This window comes from Williamsia herbipolensis (assembly GCF_036153515.1).
Taxonomy (GTDB): domain Bacteria; phylum Actinomycetota; class Actinomycetes; order Mycobacteriales; family Mycobacteriaceae; genus Williamsia_A; species Williamsia_A herbipolensis.
In genome coordinates this window covers 981,554-997,991 of record NZ_CP108021.1, presented here as the reverse complement: position 1 = coordinate 997,991, position 16,438 = coordinate 981,554, and the positions used below count along the sequence as shown (strand labels likewise).

The 16,438-nt window shown below is 69.6% G+C and carries 17 protein-coding genes and 1 riboswitch; of the genes, 11 read left to right on the top strand and 6 right to left on the bottom strand.

Annotated elements, in window-relative coordinates; all coding sequences use genetic code 11:
* The first annotated feature begins 9 nt into the window (after positions 1 to 9).
* A complete protein-coding gene (locus OG579_RS04520; RefSeq protein WP_328858245.1) occupies positions 10 to 603 on the top strand; it encodes a GNAT family N-acetyltransferase in 594 nt (197 codons plus the stop codon).
* A 180-nt stretch (positions 604 to 783) separates the two neighbouring features.
* Here the strand turns inward: OG579_RS04520 and qcrB are convergent, their stop codons facing one another.
* The 4 genes from qcrB to ctaE form a co-directional block, all read right to left on the bottom strand.
* Complete coding sequence (qcrB, locus tag OG579_RS04515) at positions 784 to 2,412, bottom strand: cytochrome bc1 complex cytochrome b subunit (protein ID WP_045823107.1); 1,629 nt, start codon at positions 2,410 to 2,412, stop codon at positions 784 to 786.
* On the bottom strand, positions 2,409 to 3,599 hold the full coding sequence (gene qcrA / locus OG579_RS04510; protein WP_408068799.1) for a cytochrome bc1 complex Rieske iron-sulfur subunit: 1,191 nt from the start codon (positions 3,597 to 3,599) through the stop codon (positions 2,409 to 2,411). The genes qcrB and qcrA overlap by 4 nt, the downstream gene beginning before the upstream one ends.
* A 35-nt stretch (positions 3,600 to 3,634) precedes the next feature.
* Entirely contained in the window at positions 3,635 to 4,564 is a 930-nt protein-coding gene (gene qcrC, locus OG579_RS04505) for a cytochrome bc1 complex diheme cytochrome c subunit (RefSeq protein ID WP_045823106.1), read from the bottom strand.
* Positions 4,565 to 4,629: 65 nt separating this feature from the next.
* Positions 4,630 to 5,241: an aa3-type cytochrome oxidase subunit III gene (gene ctaE / locus OG579_RS04500; protein WP_082501947.1), complete on the bottom strand. Its 612-nt coding sequence runs from the start codon at positions 5,239 to 5,241 to the stop codon at positions 4,630 to 4,632.
* 81 nt (positions 5,242 to 5,322) lie between these two features.
* On the opposite strand from ctaE, the gene OG579_RS04495 reads away from it, so the two are divergent.
* Both OG579_RS04495 and trpD read left to right on the top strand, forming a co-directional pair.
* On the top strand, positions 5,323 to 5,793 hold the full coding sequence (locus OG579_RS04495) for a hypothetical protein (RefSeq protein WP_328858243.1): 471 nt from the start codon (positions 5,323 to 5,325) through the stop codon (positions 5,791 to 5,793).
* 57 nt (positions 5,794 to 5,850) lie between these two features.
* A complete protein-coding gene (trpD, locus tag OG579_RS04490; RefSeq protein WP_328858242.1) occupies positions 5,851 to 6,960 on the top strand; it encodes an anthranilate phosphoribosyltransferase in 1,110 nt (369 codons plus the stop codon).
* A gap of 21 nt (positions 6,961 to 6,981) precedes the next feature.
* On the opposite strand, the gene OG579_RS04485 is transcribed toward trpD, so the two are convergent.
* Complete coding sequence (locus OG579_RS04485) at positions 6,982 to 7,257, bottom strand: Lrp/AsnC family transcriptional regulator (RefSeq protein WP_045823103.1); 276 nt, start codon at positions 7,255 to 7,257, stop codon at positions 6,982 to 6,984.
* Between the two features lie 49 nt (positions 7,258 to 7,306).
* Positions 7,307 to 9,067, bottom strand: coding sequence for a DEDD exonuclease domain-containing protein (locus OG579_RS04480; protein WP_408068747.1), 1,761 nt, complete (start codon positions 9,065 to 9,067; stop codon positions 7,307 to 7,309).
* Positions 9,068 to 9,352: 285 nt separating this feature from the next.
* Between OG579_RS04480 and OG579_RS04475 the strand changes: the two genes are divergently transcribed.
* From OG579_RS04475 to OG579_RS04440, 8 genes are all read left to right on the top strand, one after another.
* The gene (locus OG579_RS04475; protein WP_328858241.1) at positions 9,353 to 9,580 is read left to right on the top strand and encodes a hypothetical protein; all 228 of its coding nucleotides are present in this window, start codon (positions 9,353 to 9,355) and stop codon (positions 9,578 to 9,580) included.
* A gap of 110 nt (positions 9,581 to 9,690) precedes the next feature.
* Positions 9,691 to 9,890, top strand: a riboswitch (cyclic di-AMP (ydaO/yuaA leader).
* A gap of 15 nt (positions 9,891 to 9,905) precedes the next feature.
* Positions 9,906 to 10,499, top strand: coding sequence for a C40 family peptidase (locus tag OG579_RS04470; RefSeq protein WP_045823101.1), 594 nt, complete (start codon positions 9,906 to 9,908; stop codon positions 10,497 to 10,499).
* Positions 10,500 to 10,659: 160 nt separating this feature from the next.
* Positions 10,660 to 11,733, top strand: coding sequence for an NlpC/P60 family protein (locus OG579_RS04465; RefSeq protein WP_408068798.1), 1,074 nt, complete (start codon positions 10,660 to 10,662; stop codon positions 11,731 to 11,733).
* Between the two features lie 2 nt (positions 11,734 to 11,735).
* Positions 11,736 to 13,070, top strand: coding sequence for a hypothetical protein (locus tag OG579_RS04460; RefSeq protein ID WP_328858240.1), 1,335 nt, complete (start codon positions 11,736 to 11,738; stop codon positions 13,068 to 13,070).
* A gap of 14 nt (positions 13,071 to 13,084) precedes the next feature.
* Positions 13,085 to 14,203, top strand: a complete 1,119-nt coding sequence (locus OG579_RS04455) for a glycosyltransferase family 4 protein (RefSeq protein WP_328858239.1) — start codon at positions 13,085 to 13,087, stop codon at positions 14,201 to 14,203.
* Between the two features lie 111 nt (positions 14,204 to 14,314).
* Positions 14,315 to 14,728 carry a hypothetical protein gene (locus tag OG579_RS04450; protein ID WP_328858238.1) on the top strand — a complete coding sequence of 138 codons (414 nt, stop codon included), beginning with the start codon at positions 14,315 to 14,317 and terminating at the stop codon, positions 14,726 to 14,728.
* 4 nt (positions 14,729 to 14,732) lie between these two features.
* The gene (locus OG579_RS04445; RefSeq protein WP_328858237.1) at positions 14,733 to 15,170 is read left to right on the top strand and encodes an SRPBCC family protein; all 438 of its coding nucleotides are present in this window, start codon (positions 14,733 to 14,735) and stop codon (positions 15,168 to 15,170) included.
* A 23-nt stretch (positions 15,171 to 15,193) separates the two neighbouring features.
* The gene (locus OG579_RS04440; protein ID WP_328858236.1) at positions 15,194 to 16,339 is read left to right on the top strand and encodes an ArsA family ATPase; all 1,146 of its coding nucleotides are present in this window, start codon (positions 15,194 to 15,196) and stop codon (positions 16,337 to 16,339) included.
* The last annotated feature ends 99 nt before the right edge of the window (positions 16,340 to 16,438 follow it).

Here is a 16,438-nt window from a genome sequence, read left to right as displayed (position 1 = left end):
TCACCTCTCGTGTCGGCTGAGCCGCACGAACGCAACATCGACAGGGCAGGTGCCGCGGCACCTGCCCTTCGTCGTGCCCACACCGCCGATCTCTCGGCGTCCGATCTCGCCGCGATCCGCGCGCTGATGACCGACGCTTTCGCCGGCGACTTCGACGACGACGACTTCGACCACGCCCTCGGCGGGGTGCACGTGATGGCTCAGCGAGCGTCGGGTGACGTCCTCGGACACGCCGCGGTGGTGCAACGACAGCTCGCCGTGGGGGATCGGGTCTGTCGGGTCGGCTACGTCGAGGCGGTGGCGGTGTCGTCCGCAGCGCAGCGCCAGGGACTCGGCTCAGCCCTCATGGCGGCCGTGGAGGACATCGTGGACGCCGCGTACGACATCGGCGCTCTCGCGGCCAGTGAGGCGGGTATGCGGCTCTATCGGTCTCGCGGCTGGGTGCCCTGGGAGGGGCCTCTGCGCGCTGTCGCTGCCGAGGGCGTCGTGGACACGCCTGACGACCAGGACTGTGTCCTCGTCTTCGGAGCGCCGATCCGGACGGGCGCGATCGATCTCGGCGCGGTCCTGGTGGCCGATCGCCGCCGCGGCGACCCGTGGTGACCCGTCGATCGGCCAGTTGACCGCTTCGGTCGGTGCGACGACGTGGACGGTCGACGAGGGGGCGAACGACGAGGGGGCGAACGACGAGGGGGCGAACGACGAGGGGGCGAACGACGACGGCCGGTGAACCCCTGAGGGATTCACCGGCCGTCGTGGCATGCGGAGTGGGGGAGTGGGCCCCTACTTCTCGAGCATGTTCCCGCCGCGCGACTGGAGCTTGGCGAGTGCCTCGTGCTCCTGTCGATGGGCTTCGTGCTCGATCTCTGCGTTGCGCTTCTGCTCCTCGATCGGGTCGGCCACCATCAGCGAACCCGTACCGGGTGCGCCGGCGGACCCGAGCTTGTTCATCCGCTTGGGCAGAGCCGCGCCCTCGTAGGGGAGCGGGATCGGGTGTCCGTGGCTGTCGACCGGGCCGAGGGGCTGGTGCACCTCGATGTACTCGCCCTGCGGCATCCGCTTGATGATGCCGGTCTCGATGCCGTGTTCGAGGACCGCGCGGTCACTGCGCTGCAGTGCCAGGGCCCAGCGGTAGGCGATGAAGTACGCCAGCGGCGGCACGACGATGAGGCCGATACGGCCCATCCACGTGGTCGCGTTGAGCGAGATGTGGAACTTCAGCGCGATGATGTCGTTCATGCACGACAGCGTCAGGACCACGTAGAACGCCAGGGCCATCGACCCGATCGCGGTGCGGACCGGGACGTCACGCGGACGCTGCAGCAGGTTGTGGTGAGCGTCGTCGCCGGTGAGGCGCTTCTCGATCCACGGGTAGGCGAACATCACGGTGAACACCACACCGATGATCGCCACCACCCAGAAGATGGCCGGGATCGTGTAGGTGTTGCCGAAGTAGATCTCCCACGCCGGCATCAGTCGCGCCATGCCGTCGGTCCACATCATGTAGATGTCGGGCTGCGAACCGGCCGAGACGTGCGCCGGGTTGTACGGACCCAGGACCCAGATCGGGTTGATCTGGAAGACGCCCGCCATGATCGCGAGGATGCCGAAGGTGACGGCGAAGAACGCGCCGGACTTGACCGCGAAGACCGGGAGGATGCGGACACCGACCACGTTCTTCTCGGTGCGGCCGGGGCCGGGGAACTGGGTGTGCTTCTGGTACCAGACCAGCGCCAGGTGGGCGCCGATCAGCGCCAGGATGATGCCCGGGAACAGCAGCACGTGGAGGATGTAGAGCCTCGGGATGATGATCTCGCCGGGGAAGTCGCCACCGAACAGGGCCCAGTGGACCCACGTGCCGACCACCGGGATACCCATCACGATCCCCGACATCGCGGCGCGGACGCCGGTGCCCGAGAGCAGGTCGTCGGGGAGTGAGTAGCCGAAGAAGCCCTCGAACATGGCCAGGATCAGCAGGAAGCAGCCGATGACCCAGTTCGCCTCACGCGGGCGACGGAACGCACCGGTGAAGAAGATGCGCGCCATGTGCACGATGATCGCCGCGGCGAACAGCAGTGCCGCCCAATGGTGAATCTGACGGACGAACAGACCGCCGCGCACGTCGAACGAGATGTCCAGCGCGGTGGCGTAGGCCTTGCTCATCTCGACGCCGTTGAGCGGCTGGTAGGACCCGTTGTAGGTCACCTCGGCCATCGACGGGTCGAAGAACAGCGTCAGGTAGACACCCGAGATCAGCAGGATGACGAAGCTGTACAGGGCGATCTCTCCGAGGAGGAACGACCAGTGCGTCGGGAACACCTTGTTGATCTGTCGCCGGACGCCTGCGGCGAGGTGGTAACGGGAGTCGACCTCGTTGGCCTGTGTGGCCGCGCGGTCAGCTATGACGCTCATGGCTTGTCCTTCCCCTGGCCCCGCTCCCAAAAGGCGGGTCCGACGGGCTCGATGTAGTCACCTGCTGCAACCATGTATCCCTGATTGTTCACCGTTATCGGGAGCTGCGCCAGTGCCCGCGCAGCGGGTCCGAAGATCGGCTTGCCGTACTCCAGCGCGTTGAACTGGCTCTGGTGGCACGGGCACAGGATGCGGTTGGTCTGCTGCTCGTACAGCGACGTGGGGCATCCGAGGTGCGAACACACCTTTGTGTAGGCGAAATAGTCGCCGTAGTTGAAGCTCTCCTGGTCCTTGCGCTTGATCACCTTGGCGGTGTCGGTGGGGCGCAGGCGGATCAACATGACCGGGTTGCGGACCAGTTTGAGGCCCTTGTGCAACTTCTCACGTGACTCTTCGGTCTCACCGAAACCGTCGGACACACGCCACGGGAACACGGTCTCCATGGCGCCGGCGTCGAGATCCTCCGGGCGCACCAGGACGACCTGGTTCGGATCGCCGGTGTCGCGTCGCAGAAACACGGTCTCGTTCGGCGACTTCGGATCGTTGTAGATCGGCGACCAGCCGGTGTGCCAGAGATCGGAGTCCTTGCCCTTGGCCCACGGGTTCTTGACGATGCCGCCGAGCAGCGCGACGACGCCGGTCAGTGCGAACGCACCGACACCGAACGCGGCCGACCCGATGATCAGCTTGCGACGACCGATGGTCGAGGTGCTTCCGGCGTTCGACAGCAGCGCGACGGTGGTCGCGCGGTCGACGTCGTTGGACCCGCCGTCGTGGCGGTCCTGCACCGAGATCTCCTCGGGGATGAACTTCTTCGTGTACTGCACCAGGCCGATGCCGATCGCGAGGATCGAGCCACCGAAGGTGACGCCCAGCAACGGCGTGTTGAGCGTGTACAGGAAGTAGTTCTTGCCGCCCGGGAGCACGAAGTGCCAGTGGTTGAACAGGAAGATCACGAAGCACGCGACGGCGAGGATGCCCGACAGTGCGAACCAGATCGCCACCGAACGCTCGGCGCGCTTCTCGGCCTTGGTGCCGGGAACGGGGAACCGCTCGCGGCGGTGGATGATCTCCACACCGTCGAGGTTCGTACCGAGCTTCACCAGGTCGTCGTTGCTCATCTTCTCGAGCTCGTCGCGGGTGAAGGTCGGCGGATGGTCGGTGCCCTCCGCGTTCTGCGGGGTCATCTCCTCGTCCGGATCCCTCGGCTTCTGCTCGTCGCTCATGAACGCGATCCAATCCACATCGCCGATGCGACGACGGCGATGACGCCGACGACCCACATCGCCATTCCCTCCGACACCGGTCCGAACCCGCCGAGCGCGTAGCCACCCTGCGGGTTGGTCTCGCTGGCGTACTTCACGTAGCCGATGATGTCCTTCTTCTCGTCCTCCGTGAGCTGACGATCGGAGAACTTCGGCATGTTCTGCGGACCGGTGAGCATCGCGGTGTAGATCTGCTGCTCGTTCGCCGGGTCGAGGGTGGGCGCGTACTTGCCCGAGGACAGGGCTCCGCCCCGACCGGTGAAGTTGTGGCACGAGGCGCAGTTCAGGCGGAACAGCTCGCTGCCGCGTCCGATGTCGTTGCCGCGCAGTTCGCCCATGGCCTTGACCGGGTAGCCGTTCTCGACCTTCACGGTGCCGTCGGCGTTGTGCTCGTAGACGACCGACGGACCGCCGCCGACCGACTGGACGTAGGCGCCGAGCTGGTCGACCTGGGCCTCGGTGAACTTGGCCGGCTTGCGGGCGGCCTGGGCCTCACCGCGCACCGCGGGCATGCGGCCCGACGACACCTGGAAGTAGACCGACGCGTCACCGACACCCACGAGCGAGGGCCCGCGGTCCTGGACGCCGTCGAGGTTGCGACCGTGGCAGGTGATGCACGAGGTCTCGTAGAGCTTCTTGCCGTCCTGGATCAGGGCGGCGTTGGTCTGCGCATCGGCGGTGGCGACCTGGGGGGTCGGGGTGATCGCCGTGGCGAGTCCACCGGCCACCATCAGGCCCGCGAGCAGGAGCAGGGCGCCGGTCGCGCGGCGACGGAGCTTGCGACGCGACTTGGCGCGCCGGGCATCGGTGCGCTGGGTGCCGGGGTTGCCGGCGCCGACCCCGTCGACCGAGTCGTCGGCCGTGGTGGGCGGGGGAGAAGAACTCATCTCTGCTCTCTCTGGTGGTTGCGGGCTGCGAGCGCGATCGTCGGCCGAGATGTCTCGGCGTCGGATCACCGGATGAAGTAGATGGTCGCGAAGAGGCCGATCCACACGATGTCGACGAAGTGCCAGTAGTACGACACGACGATCGCCGCGGTGGCCTGCGCCGGGGTGAACTTGCTGAGCTTCGTACGGATCAGCAGGAAGATGAAGGCGACCAGACCGCCGATGACGTGCAGACCGTGGAAACCGGTGGCCATGTAGAAGACCGACCCGTAGGCGCTGGACGACAGCGTCGTGCCCTCGTGCACCAGGTGGTAGTACTCGTAGCCCTGACCGGCAACGAAGAACGCGCCCATGATGAAAGTGAGGATGTACCAGCGGCGGAGACCGAACACGTCACCGCGCTCAGCGGCGAACACGCCCATCTGGCAGGTCACCGACGACAGGATGAGCACCGCCGTGACCGGGATGGCCAGGAAGAGGTTCAGCTCCGTCGGTTCCGGGGGCCAGTTGCCACCCGAGTTCGCTCGGGCGACGAAATACATCGCGAACAAACCCGCGAAGAACATGAGCTCACTGGACAGCCAGACGATGGTGCCCACGCTGACCATGTTGGGACGGTTCAGAGAGTGCACCCTCGAGGTGATGGCTGTGCCCGAGGTACCTGCAGCGCTAGTCACAGATTGAAGTATGACGGTTCGTAGTAACCGAACACCAGCTGGGTGGGAGAAAATGTCGCAAATGATCGAGGAGTGCTGCTCATGGCCCGTGACCTGAACGGACACCCGGTTGAGACCGGGGGTCTGCAACGCCTGTTCGGACGCCTGCGGGGTGGTTCGGCGGCGGCATCGGAGCCTGCCCCGGGTGATCCCGATCTCGTCGTCGTCGCCGAGTGTTTCGACGACACCGCGGCGGCCTCGTCGGTGCTCGCGGACTCGGCGTGGCGCGAGCCCGACCAGGCGGTGCTGCGGCACCTGTTGGTGGTGCCGTCCGAACAGTTAGAGGCCGTCGCGGAGACCGCGGCGCAGGACGGCTACGAGGTCGTCGACGCCGACGGCATCGACGGTCCGGACGTCGAGTCGGGGCCCGGCATGGAGCGTGTCGCGTTGGCGCGCACGCAGCTCGTCGACGCGCTGCACTGTTCGCAGGAGCGGTCGCGCATGGCGGGCCTCGGTGCCCGCCACGACGGGACCGTGCTCGGGTGGCAGGTGCTCCAGCGGCCGGAGTCCTGACCGGTCGCCCCAACCGGCGCGTGTCGGGCGCTCGGGGGGACGAATACGCTCACCGTCATGAATCCCCGTGGTGACCGCAGTACGGCCGCTCAGTCCGGTGTCGTGGAGTCCGCTGCCGCGACCTGGCCGTCGGTACTGGGCGCACTCGCCGACGGCGGCGACCTGTCGGCCGGATGGGCACGCTGGGCGATGAACGAGATCATGTCCGACAACGCGACCGCCGCCCAGATCGCCGCCTTCGGTGTGGCTCTGAAGATCAAGGGACCCGTGGCCGAGGAACTCAACGCGCTCGCCGCGGAGATGCTCGCGCACTCGGTGCGGGTCGCGGTGGACGGGCCGGCGGTCGACATCGTCGGCACCGGCGGTGACCGGTCGAACACGGTCAACATCTCGACGATGGCGTCGATCGTGGTCGCCGCGGCGGGGGTCCCCGTGGTCAAACACGGCAACCGGTCGGCGTCGTCGCGCAGCGGTGGCGCCGACGTGCTGGAGAGACTCGGTGTCGACATCACCCTGCGCGCCGACGACGTCGCCCGCAGTGTCGCGACACTGGGGATCGGCTTCTGTTTCGCGCCGGTGTTCCACCCGGCGCTGCGATTCGCCTCCGCTCCGCGCAAGGAGATCGGCATCCCCACTGTGTTCAACGTGTTGGGCCCGCTCACCAACCCGGCGCAGCCCTCGAGTGGGCTCGTGGGGTGTGCGTTCGCCGATCTGGCGCCGGTCGTCGCCGAGGCCTTCGCGCGTCGGGGCAACTCGGTCCTGGTGGTGCGGGGCGACGACGGTCTCGACGAACTGACCACGACGACGACCTCGACGGTATGGGTCGCCGCGGGTGGCTCGGTACAGGTGTCGACATTCGACCCGACCCGCATCGGGGTGGCGCGCTGCGATCCGGCCGACCTGCGCGGTGGCGATGCCGAGCACAACGCCGGGGTGGCCCGTGATCTGGTCGCGGGCGGTCCCGGTCCGGTGCGCGACGCCGTGCTCCTCAACGCGGCGGGGGCGATCGTCGCCCACGATCTCGCCGCCGAGGCCCGGTCCGACACCGTCGCACTCGGCGAGGACGACCTCTACGGCCGCATCGAGTCCGCGATCACGCGGGCGGCCGGGGCGATCGACAGCGGTGCGGCGGCCGATCTGCTGACGCGGTGGGCGGCGTTCAGCTAGTTCGCCGCCCGCCGCCGACGGTCACTCGCCGATCGAGAACCCGGCGTCGACGTCGGAGCTGGAGAACGTCTTGAAGGCGATGTGGGTCGCGGTGTGGCGTACCCCGGGCAGCTTGTTGATGGTGCCGGTGACGACCGCCGCGATCTGCTCGTGGTCGCGGACCGCGACCGTCGCGATGAGGTCGACGTCGCCTGCGCAGGAGTAGACCTCGCGAACGCCCTCGACGTCGGCCACGGCCTGCGCGGTCTCGTCGATGGCGTGGACGTCGGCGGAGATGAGGACGATGGCCGTGATCATCTGTCCGAGTCTATGGCGCCGCGGACCCCGATCGTCCGCGACAACGCGATCAGCCCGCCAGCGACAGCAGTTCCCGTGATCGCGACCGCGCCGCGCCCGCCCGGTCACGCCACTGCGACCACCGGGCCGTGGACCGCACAGGCATGACGAAACCCTCTGTGCTGCAGACGATCCTCGTACCCGGCGTCACGAGCCACGCGTGCACCAGGGCGGCCTCCTCGGCCGCTGCCCCCCGCAGGGGACCCGGACCGGGCACCACCGTCTCGGCCGACGCCGCCAACGCCTCCGCTATCGCCACCGGCGGGGCCCCGCGGACGGCGACCCCCGCGGCGGCGAGGCGTCCGTGGCGGATCACCGCGAGTTCCCATCCGCCCGCGCCGTCGGACCGCGCGGCGACCAGCTCGGCGATCGCGCACAGCGACGCCAGCCGCTGGCAGCGCTCCAGCGACGACAGCGTCGTCGACAGCTGGTCGCGCAGGCGTGCCGCGGTCTCGAACATCTCCGCCGCGGCGAGGACGTCGAGGCGGTCGAGGACCGACTCCAACGGCGAGTCGTCGTCGCCGACCAGGATCGCCCGGGCGCGCGCCGCGACCGGTGCGTACTCCTCTGCGCTCACCGGTTCGGCGCCGGCGCCGCGACACCCGCCGACCGGTCGTCGGCCGGCATCGGTCAGCCCGCAGGAGTGCCGACCCGACGCCCCGATCCGCCGTGTGCACGTCCGCAACCCGCACACGTCGGCCACGAGATCGGCCAGGGCGGCGGCGTCGGAGCGCACCCGCACCGGCCCCACCGACACCTCGCCGGGACGGCGGCTCACCGTGAAGCGGGGAAAAGCCTCGTCGGTGAGCACCACCCACCACCCGGCGTGCGGCGTCTTGGAACGGCGGTTGTAGGCGGGTGCGTGTGCGGCCAGCAGTCGCAGTTCCCGGACCCCGGCCTCGAGCCGGTGGGCGCACTCGACGTGATCGACCCGGGTCGCGAGCGAGATCATCTCGCGCATCCTCGGCCGCGTCTCCGAGCCCGTGAAGTACTGCCGTGTCCGTCGGCGCAGATCGGTGGCGGTGCCGACGTAGAGGACCTCACCGGAGGGACCGCGGAAGAGGTAGACCCCGGGCCGTGCCGGGAGACCGTCGGTGATGGTGCGTTTCGCGCGCTGGGCGGTGGTGAGACCCGGCAGGAACTCGACGAGTTCGCGATAGGTGTGGACGCCGAGGTTGCCCACCCGTTCGAACAGGGCGTGCATCACCTCGACGGTGGCGCGGGCGTCGTCGAGGGCGCGGTGCGTCGGGGTGGTGCCGACGGCGAACAGGCGGGCGAGTGCGGAGAGCTTCACCGTCGGCGCCTCGTCGCGCGGCAACACCCGCCGGGCGAGGGTGACGGTGCACAGCACGCGACGGAACCGCCACGGTCGGCCCTGGGCCGTCGCGGCGGCGCGCAGGAAGCCGGTGTCGAAGCGGGCGTTGTGCGCCACGAGCACACACCCGTCGGCGAACTCGAGGAACGCGGGCAACACCTCCTCGATCCTCGGGGCCCGGTAGACCATCGCCTCGGTGATGCCGGTGAGGGCGACAATGTGCCGGGGGATGGCGCATCCCGGATCGATCAGCGTGGCGAACTCGCCGAGGATCTCCCCTCCGCGCACCTTGACCGCGCCGATCTCGGTGATGCGGTCGGCGACCGGGCTGCCGCCGGTCGTCTCGAGGTCCACCACGACGAAGGTCGTCTCCCGTAACGGGGTGTCGTTGCCGAGGTCCCCGATCTCGTCGAAGGCCAACTGCACGCCGCGGTCGTCGACGTCGGCGGCGGTCACGACGTCGTCGATTCGGCGGTGCCCATGTGATGAGGGTGACGCATGAGGCGAACGTTAGTTCGACACCCCGACAACCACGCCCGGAGCCGCGAGCGCGGTCGGGTTGTCGGAGGGGGTGTCTAGCGTCCCCGTCATACCGGCCGACACCGGTGAGAGACCGCGGATCGGACAGCTCGACGCCGTTGCATTCCGCCCGAACGCCTTCCCGGCACAAATGAGATGGAGATCACAATGCACATCGACTGCGCGACGTGCCCCGGTCGTCCCCGGTCCTGCGACGGCTGCATGATGACCGTGTTCGTCGGACTGCCCACTGCGGTGAACAGCACCGATGGTCTGCGCTCGGTGCCGCCGCCGGCCGCCGGAGACGTCGACGCGGTCCGTGACGCCGTCGAGGTGTTCGTCGGCCTGGGACTGGTCGGCCCGTCCGCGCGTCGCGAACCGATCGTCACCGAAACGCGTGGTCACGACTCGCAGCACCTCGCTGACGTGCGAGAACTACGCGCAGGCTGACCTTTCACGCGGCAACGCGCCGAACTCGTGTCCCGGTGGACAGATCGACGTACGGTTTCGTAACCTTTCCGAGACCTTGCGGGGTGTCCCGCGACGCCAAGTCGCGGATCGCGAGGTCACCGCTCAATCGCCCCCAGGGGCGAATCGGGGAACCATCACTTCGGACCCAGTCCGATCGGGGTGAATCCTCCGTGTGTTCGAGCGGCCGGTCGGGATCAGATCTCGCACGTCCGCGCGCTCTCACGGGGGTAGGGCCAGTCTTCCGGCCCGAATCCGACAGCTAACCCGGTAGGCGGTCGAGGAAGATCTGAGGAGAACTCGCTTCGTGGCGAAACATCGTTTGGAACAGCCCAGCACCGGTCTCAAGACGGCGCGAGGAGCTGTGATCGCAGGGTCGATCACCCTGGGCACCGTGGCGATGGGGGCAGGACCCGCGTTGGCCGCCCCGGTGACCGTCCCCGGCATCGGGACGTTCGAGATCCCCGGCATCACCGAGAACCAGATCCCGCCGCAGTTCAAGGCCAAGCCGAAGCCGAACGGCCCCGAGTCGTCGCCCGATCTGTTCGGACGCAACGGCGCTCTCGGTCAGCGCGCCGCGTCGGCCGCGCTCACCCGCATCGGCTCGCCGTACGTCTACGGCGCCGCGGGTCCCCGCGCCTTCGATTGCTCCGGTCTCGTCTACTGGTCGTTCAAGCAGGCCGGCAAGACCATCCCGCGTGACAGCTACGGCCAGCTCGGCGGCGGTCGTCCCGTGTCGGAGAGCGACCTGCGCCCCGGCGACGTGGTCATCTTCAACGGCGGCTCGCACGCCGGCCTCTACATCGGCAACGGCATGATCGTGCACTCGAGCACCGAGGGTGTGCCGGTGCAGAAGGCCAGCCTCAAGTCGATGGATTTCTACGCCGCTCGTCGCTACTGAGAGACATCCGGCCGTCGGTCGATCCGGCTGTCACCGAACATCCCTCGCGGGGGTTCGGCGACCCGTATCCTTCCCGGCGGACGGCGGGGGGCGCTGATCTCCTCCCGGTTGTGCGGACTGCCCCTCGGGTGACGTGAAACCGGGAACCGGTGTGGTGGAAGTGGTGAGTCGACGAATGCGTGTGGTGAGCGACAACGCGATGGCGCGTGCGATCTCGGCGGTCCAGATGACCCTCGTGCTCGCGGTCGCCCTGGTCCTCGCCGTCACCCTCGCGACACCGGCGGGCGCCGAGCCCGCACCCCGCTCGCCCGATCAACTGCTGACCCGCTACACCTCCCTCGGACGCGAGGCCGAGAAGTCGGCCGAGGCCATGCACCGCGCCGAGGAGGAGCTCGGCCAGCGACGTCGCGATGTCGCCGCCGCCGATGCCCGTGCCGCGAAGGCCACCGCGACTCTCGACGGTCTGTCGTCACGACTCGACGAACTCCAGAACCGCGTCGACGCGCTCGTGCGCGCCAGCTACCGCGGTGCACGCGTGAACCGTCTCTACGCCGTGCTCGTCTCCGACTCCCCGCAGTCACTGCTCGACCAGATGTCCGGCCTCGAGATGGTCTCGCGTCAGACCTCGTCCGACCTGCGGGCCTACAAGTCGGCCAGCGCCTCGGCGACCGCGGCCCGCGCCGAGGCCGTCGCCGCCCGGGACTCGGCCGCCAAGGCCCTCGCCGCCGTCGACAGGACCCGAGGCGACCTGCAGGCCAAGCAGAGCGATCTGCAGCTCCAGATCGCCCAGGTCAAGGCCATCTACGAATCGCTCACCGGCAAGCAGCTCGCCGCCCTTCGTGGGCCGAACATCGACTTCGACCCGTCCCTGATCCCGAAGGGCACCGCCGCAGCCGTCGTCGCGGTGCAGGCCGCGCTCACCCGCATCGGCGACCCCTACGTGTGGGGCGCCACCGGACCGACCCAGTTCGACTGCTCGGGACTGATGGTGTGGGCGTTCAAGCAGGCCGGCGAGACCCTGCCGCGCTCGAGCGAATCCCAGCTCTCCGGGGGAACGCCGGTCGCCCGTGGTGATCTGCGGCCCGGCGACCTGATCATCTACTACCCGGACGCGTCCCACGTGGGCATGTACGTCGGCGACGGGTACGTGGTGCACGCCTCGACGTTCGGCGTCCCGGTGAAGGTCGTGCCGATCGACCAGGCCGGCCCGTACAACTCCGCCCGGCGCTACTGACGGTGACGCGCCGATGGGGTGCGGTCCCGATCGCGGTCGCACTGCTGGTCTTGGCCGCCTGCGGTGACGGGGGTGGCGACACCACGACACCGACGTCGCAGACAAAGAACGTCTTCGAACAACAGCGCACCGACGGTGTGCAGGCGACGCTGGCGAAGCTGAGCGCGGCACAGAAAGCCGGTGACGCGAACGCGATCGGGGCACTGGTCGACGTGACCGCCGCCCCAGCGTTCCGCCAGACCCTCGTCGCCGAGGGCACCGCCATCCACGACGTCGGACTCTCCACGCTCGAGTACCGCATCGACCCGGCCAGCTCCGGCGGTCTGGGCGAACAACTGCTCCCCGCGGCGGTGCAGTCCCGACTCGACGACGCGGGCAGCTCCGATTCCTGGGTCGTCCCCACCGTCCTGCGGTACGCCCTCGCCGGAGTCGACGAGCCGCCGGTCACCGTCACCGACCCGCTCGTGTTCGCGCGCTACGGCGACGACTGGAAGATCGTGGGCCAGGCGGGGCCGCTGCTGGGGACCTCGGCCGCCCCACCGCCGGAGTTCTTCGACTTCCCGGGGGTGGCCGCGCGTCGTGTCGCGACCGGTGGCAAGCAGTCGGTGGTGCTCGACTACCCGGGCAGTCGCGCGCTGGGCGCACGCCTGCAGTCGGCGATGCCGGGAGCGGTCGCCGCGGTCGCGGCGTTCTGGGGCCCCGACTGGCCGCGCCGGACCGTCGTCGTCGCGACCGACTCGACCACGGTCTTCTCCGCCCTGTCGCGCAGTGCGCCGGCCGACGCGAGCGCCGCTGCGGCCGCCACCGTCTCGGCCTCCGACGACGCGGTGGGCGGATACACGGTGGGCCAGCGTGTGGTGTTCACCCCCGGCGCGATCACCGGACTGCCCGGGCCCGCTCTGGACGTGGTGCTGCGACACGAACTGACACACGTCGCCGCCCGCACGTCGACGAAACCGACCGCGGCGACCTGGGTGACCGAGGGCGTCGCCGAGTACGTGGGACGCGCGGGCACCTACCGGTCGATCAGCGACGCCGCGCCCGACCTGATGGCCGAGGTCGCCGCCGGATCGGTGCCGACCGGGCTGCCCGCCGACGACGCGTTCGCGGTGTCCGGGGCCGGGGCGCCGATCGCGTATCAGACCGCATGGTCGTTCGCGGCCTACGTGGCGCAGACGCACGGCGCGGCCGATCTGAAGAAGCTCTATCTGTCCCTCGCGGGCGGGCCGAGCACCCCGGCCCAACAGGCGCAGGCCATGACCGCCGCTCTCGGCGGTCCCGGCGCCGCGGTCATCTCCGGCTGGCAGCAGTGGCTGCGCGACGCCGCCCGACGGTGACGCGCGAGCGATCGATGAACCGAACCCTGCTGGTCACCAACGACTTCCCGCCGCGTGCCGGCGGAATCCAGTCGTATCTGCTGAATCTGGTGGAGCGGATGCCCGCGCGCGACATCGTCGTCTACGCGCCGCGCTGGCGGGACTGCGAGGCGTTCGACGCGGCGCAACCGTTCACCGTGGTGCGCCACCGCACCAGCCTCATGCTGCCGACTCCGGCGGTCGCGCGACGGGCCCGCGCCCTCATCGCCGAACACGACATCCACACGGTCTGGTTCGGCGCGGCGGCACCGTTGGCGGTGCTCGCCCCCCATCTCCGCGCCGGCGGCGCGCGGCGGATCGTGGCCAGCACACACGGCCACGAGGTGGGGTGGTCGATGCTCCCCGTGGCCCGCCAGGTGCTCGGCCACATCGGCTCCCACGCCGACGTGGTGACCTACGTCAGTCGCTACACCCGCAACCGTTTCGCCGCCGCCTTCGGTGCCGACGCCGCGCTCGAACACCTGCCCCCCGGGGTCGACAGTCGGCGTTTCGTTCCCGATCATGCTGCGCGCGAACGTATCCGGGACCGTCACGATCTCGGTGACGCTCCGGTGGTGCTGTGTCTGTCACGACTTGTCCCGCGCAAGGGGCAGGACGCCCTGATCGACGCGCTCGCCGACATCCGGCGCAACGTCGCCGGCACCCGGCTGCTCATCGTCGGCGGCGGACCGTACCGCGAGACGCTCGAACGCAGGGCCCGCGAGGCGGGCGTCGCCGAGCACGTGGTGTTCACCGGATCGGTGGCGTCGGAGGACGTACCGGCCTACCACGCGGCCGCCGACGTCTTCGCCATGCCCACACGGACCCGCGGGGGCGGACTCGACGTGGAGGGGCTCGGCATCGTGTTCCTCGAGGCCTCGGCGTGTGGCGTGCCGGTCGTCGCCGGCGACTCCGGCGGTGCACCCGAGACCGTGCGCGAGGGCGTGACCGGCACGGTGGTGGACGGTCGCGACGTCGCGGCCGTCGGGTTGGCGATCTGTGCGATCCTCTCCGATCGGCCACATGCGGCCGCGATGGGCGCCGCGGGGCGCGATGTCGTTGTGTCCGAATGGCAGTGGGATTCCATGGCCGCTCGACTGATGCAGCTGCTGTAGATCCATGGACCGCGAACCGATGTCCACCGCCACACAGACCCGTCGCGGACGGCCGCGCGGATGCGGCACGCTGCGGTGTGTGTGCCGGGGTCGATGTGTGAAGCTAGTGCGGTGAGCAGCATCCAGGTGGCCGACGAGACGTTCGTCGCCGCGTCGGCACACGACGCTCCTCGGGTCCTCGCCGATCGGTCGCGGTGGCGGCGTTGGTGGCCCGACCTGCACCTCACCGTCGTCGAGGACCGCGTCGAACAGGGGATGCGGTGGTCGATCTCCGGCGGTGCGAACGGCACCATGGAGGTCTGGCTCGAGGAGGTGCTCGACGGTTTCGTCCTGCACTACTTCATGCACGCCGAACCCGCCGAGACCGACGACGGTGTCGCCGAGGGTTCCGCGCGCCGCCGCGCCGCATGGCTGGCGTCGGCCAACCACCGTCGACGCGTCGCCGGACGCGCGATGTCCACCGAGGTGAAGGACCGCCTCGAAGCCGGACGAGCGGCCGGGGAACCGGCCGTGGGGAGAGGGTGAGTCGATGGCCGACCGCACCGAACAATCGATAGTCATCAACGCCGACGCCGAGGCGATCATGGCGGTGATCGCCGATTTCGCGCGCTACCCCGAATGGGTGTCGGCGGCCGACGAGGTCACCGTCACCGATCCCGGTGACGGCAGGCGTGCCAAGCAGGTGCGTTTCCGCCTCGACGCCGGGGTCCTACGCGACACCTACGAGTTGTCGTACACCTGGGCGCCCACCGGCGACGCGGTCGAGTGGGACCTGATCAGCAGCGAACTGCAGACCGCCCAGCAGGGTCGGTACTCCCTCGTCCAGCAGACGTCGGGCTCGACGAAGGTGACCTACGAACTGATGGTCGACCTGGCGATCCCGATCATCGGAGCGCTCAAGCGGCGCGCGGAGAAGGCCATCACCGACGTCGCCCTCAAGGAACTCAAGAAGCGAGTCGAGGGCTGATCGATCTGGCGCCGGTCCACCTCGTGCTGGGACCGGGGGGAGCGGGTGTGTCGACCATCGCCGCGGCGGCCGCAGTCGGGCCGGTGCGGGGTGGCCCCGACGGCCGCGCACTCCTGATCACCCTCGACCGGTTCCGGCAGGCGTCGCGGGTGTTCGGCGTGTACTCGACTCCGGGCGTTGCCGTTCCGATCTCGCAGGGTGCGGCACTGCTCGAGATCGACACCCTCGCGCTGTTGGGTGAGGCCTGGTCGGGTCTGCGGAGCCCGGTCTCCCTCGCCGGCGGCGCCGTCACCGAGGGTCTCGGCGACATCGACCCCGAGGAGCTGACGGGGCTACCCGGCATCGCCGAACTCCTCGCCTGGCGCCGCATCCGCGACGAGGCCGTCTCCGGCCGCTGGTCGCGGATCGTGCTCGACTGCTCCGGGGAGATGGACGCGCTGGGCTTCCTCGGTGTCCCGGCGATGGTGGCCGGCTACGTGGAGCGACTCTGGCCCCGACACCGACGACTGGCCGGTGCGGCCGAGAACCCCCGACTCACCGGTGGCGCGGCCGTCGTGGACGCACTGGTGGCCGACTGCCTCGACATCGTCGAGCTCCTCCTCGACCCGACGTGCGTGCACGCGCACGTGGTCGTCCCCACCGGTGTCCACGGCACCGAGATGGCGCAACGCCACGTCGCCGTCCTCGACCTCATGGGCATCGTCACCGCGGAGGTCTTCCGCAACCCCGGTGTCGCCTCCGCCGAACCGGCGGCCGACATCGACACCACACCGCCGCGCGACGGCGTGGGCGTCGTCGGCGTCGCGTCCCTCCCGACCCCGCCACGGACCGTCGCCGCTCTGCGCAAACTGGGTGTCGCGGTCTCCGATGGGCCGGGTGTCGCGGTGGGCAGCCGGGCGGCCGAGGTCGAGCACCTCTCGGGCACCGGGGTGACCGCGACCTACCGTCTCTCGTGGCGGCAACCGCTGCCCGATCCACGATCACTCGCCCTCGGCCGCAGCGGCGACGACCTCCTGGTCACGCTGAGCGGTGTCCGCCACCGTGTGTCGCTGCCGTCGGTCCTGCGTCGGTGCACGGTGACCGATGCCCGATGGGAGGATGGCATGCTGAACATCCGGTTCCGGCCCGATCCTGCGGTGTGGCCCCGGACCGGGCAGGGTGTCGACTGACATCCGCCGTCGTCGGGGCAGTGCGACCGGCGAGAACAACGACGAGGAGATGACGCGTGTCCTGCCGACATGTGTCGGCGAATACGCCAGGGAGAAGGA

What these genes read in the sequence shown, in the direction of transcription:
- trpD (WP_328858242.1), top strand. Translation starts at nt 5,851, where the DNA reads ATGAATCCCCGTGGTGACCGCAGTACGGCCGCTCAGTCCGGTGTCGTG.
- qcrC (WP_045823106.1), bottom strand. Translation starts at nt 4,564, where the DNA reads ATGAGTTCTTCTCCCCCGCCCACCACGGCCGACGACTCGGTCGACGGG.
- qcrB (WP_045823107.1), bottom strand. Translation starts at nt 2,412, where the DNA reads ATGAGCGTCATAGCTGACCGCGCGGCCACACAGGCCAACGAGGTCGAC.
- OG579_RS04495 (WP_328858243.1), top strand. Translation starts at nt 5,323, where the DNA reads ATGGCCCGTGACCTGAACGGACACCCGGTTGAGACCGGGGGTCTGCAA.
- OG579_RS04455 (WP_328858239.1), top strand. Translation starts at nt 13,085, where the DNA reads ATGAACCGAACCCTGCTGGTCACCAACGACTTCCCGCCGCGTGCCGGC.
- OG579_RS04485 (WP_045823103.1), bottom strand. Translation starts at nt 7,257, where the DNA reads ATGATCACGGCCATCGTCCTCATCTCCGCCGACGTCCACGCCATCGAC.
- OG579_RS04445 (WP_328858237.1), top strand. Translation starts at nt 14,733, where the DNA reads ATGGCCGACCGCACCGAACAATCGATAGTCATCAACGCCGACGCCGAG.
- OG579_RS04475 (WP_328858241.1), top strand. Translation starts at nt 9,353, where the DNA reads ATGATGACCGTGTTCGTCGGACTGCCCACTGCGGTGAACAGCACCGAT.
- qcrA (WP_408068799.1), bottom strand. Translation starts at nt 3,599, where the DNA reads ATGACCCCGCAGAACGCGGAGGGCACCGACCATCCGCCGACCTTCACC.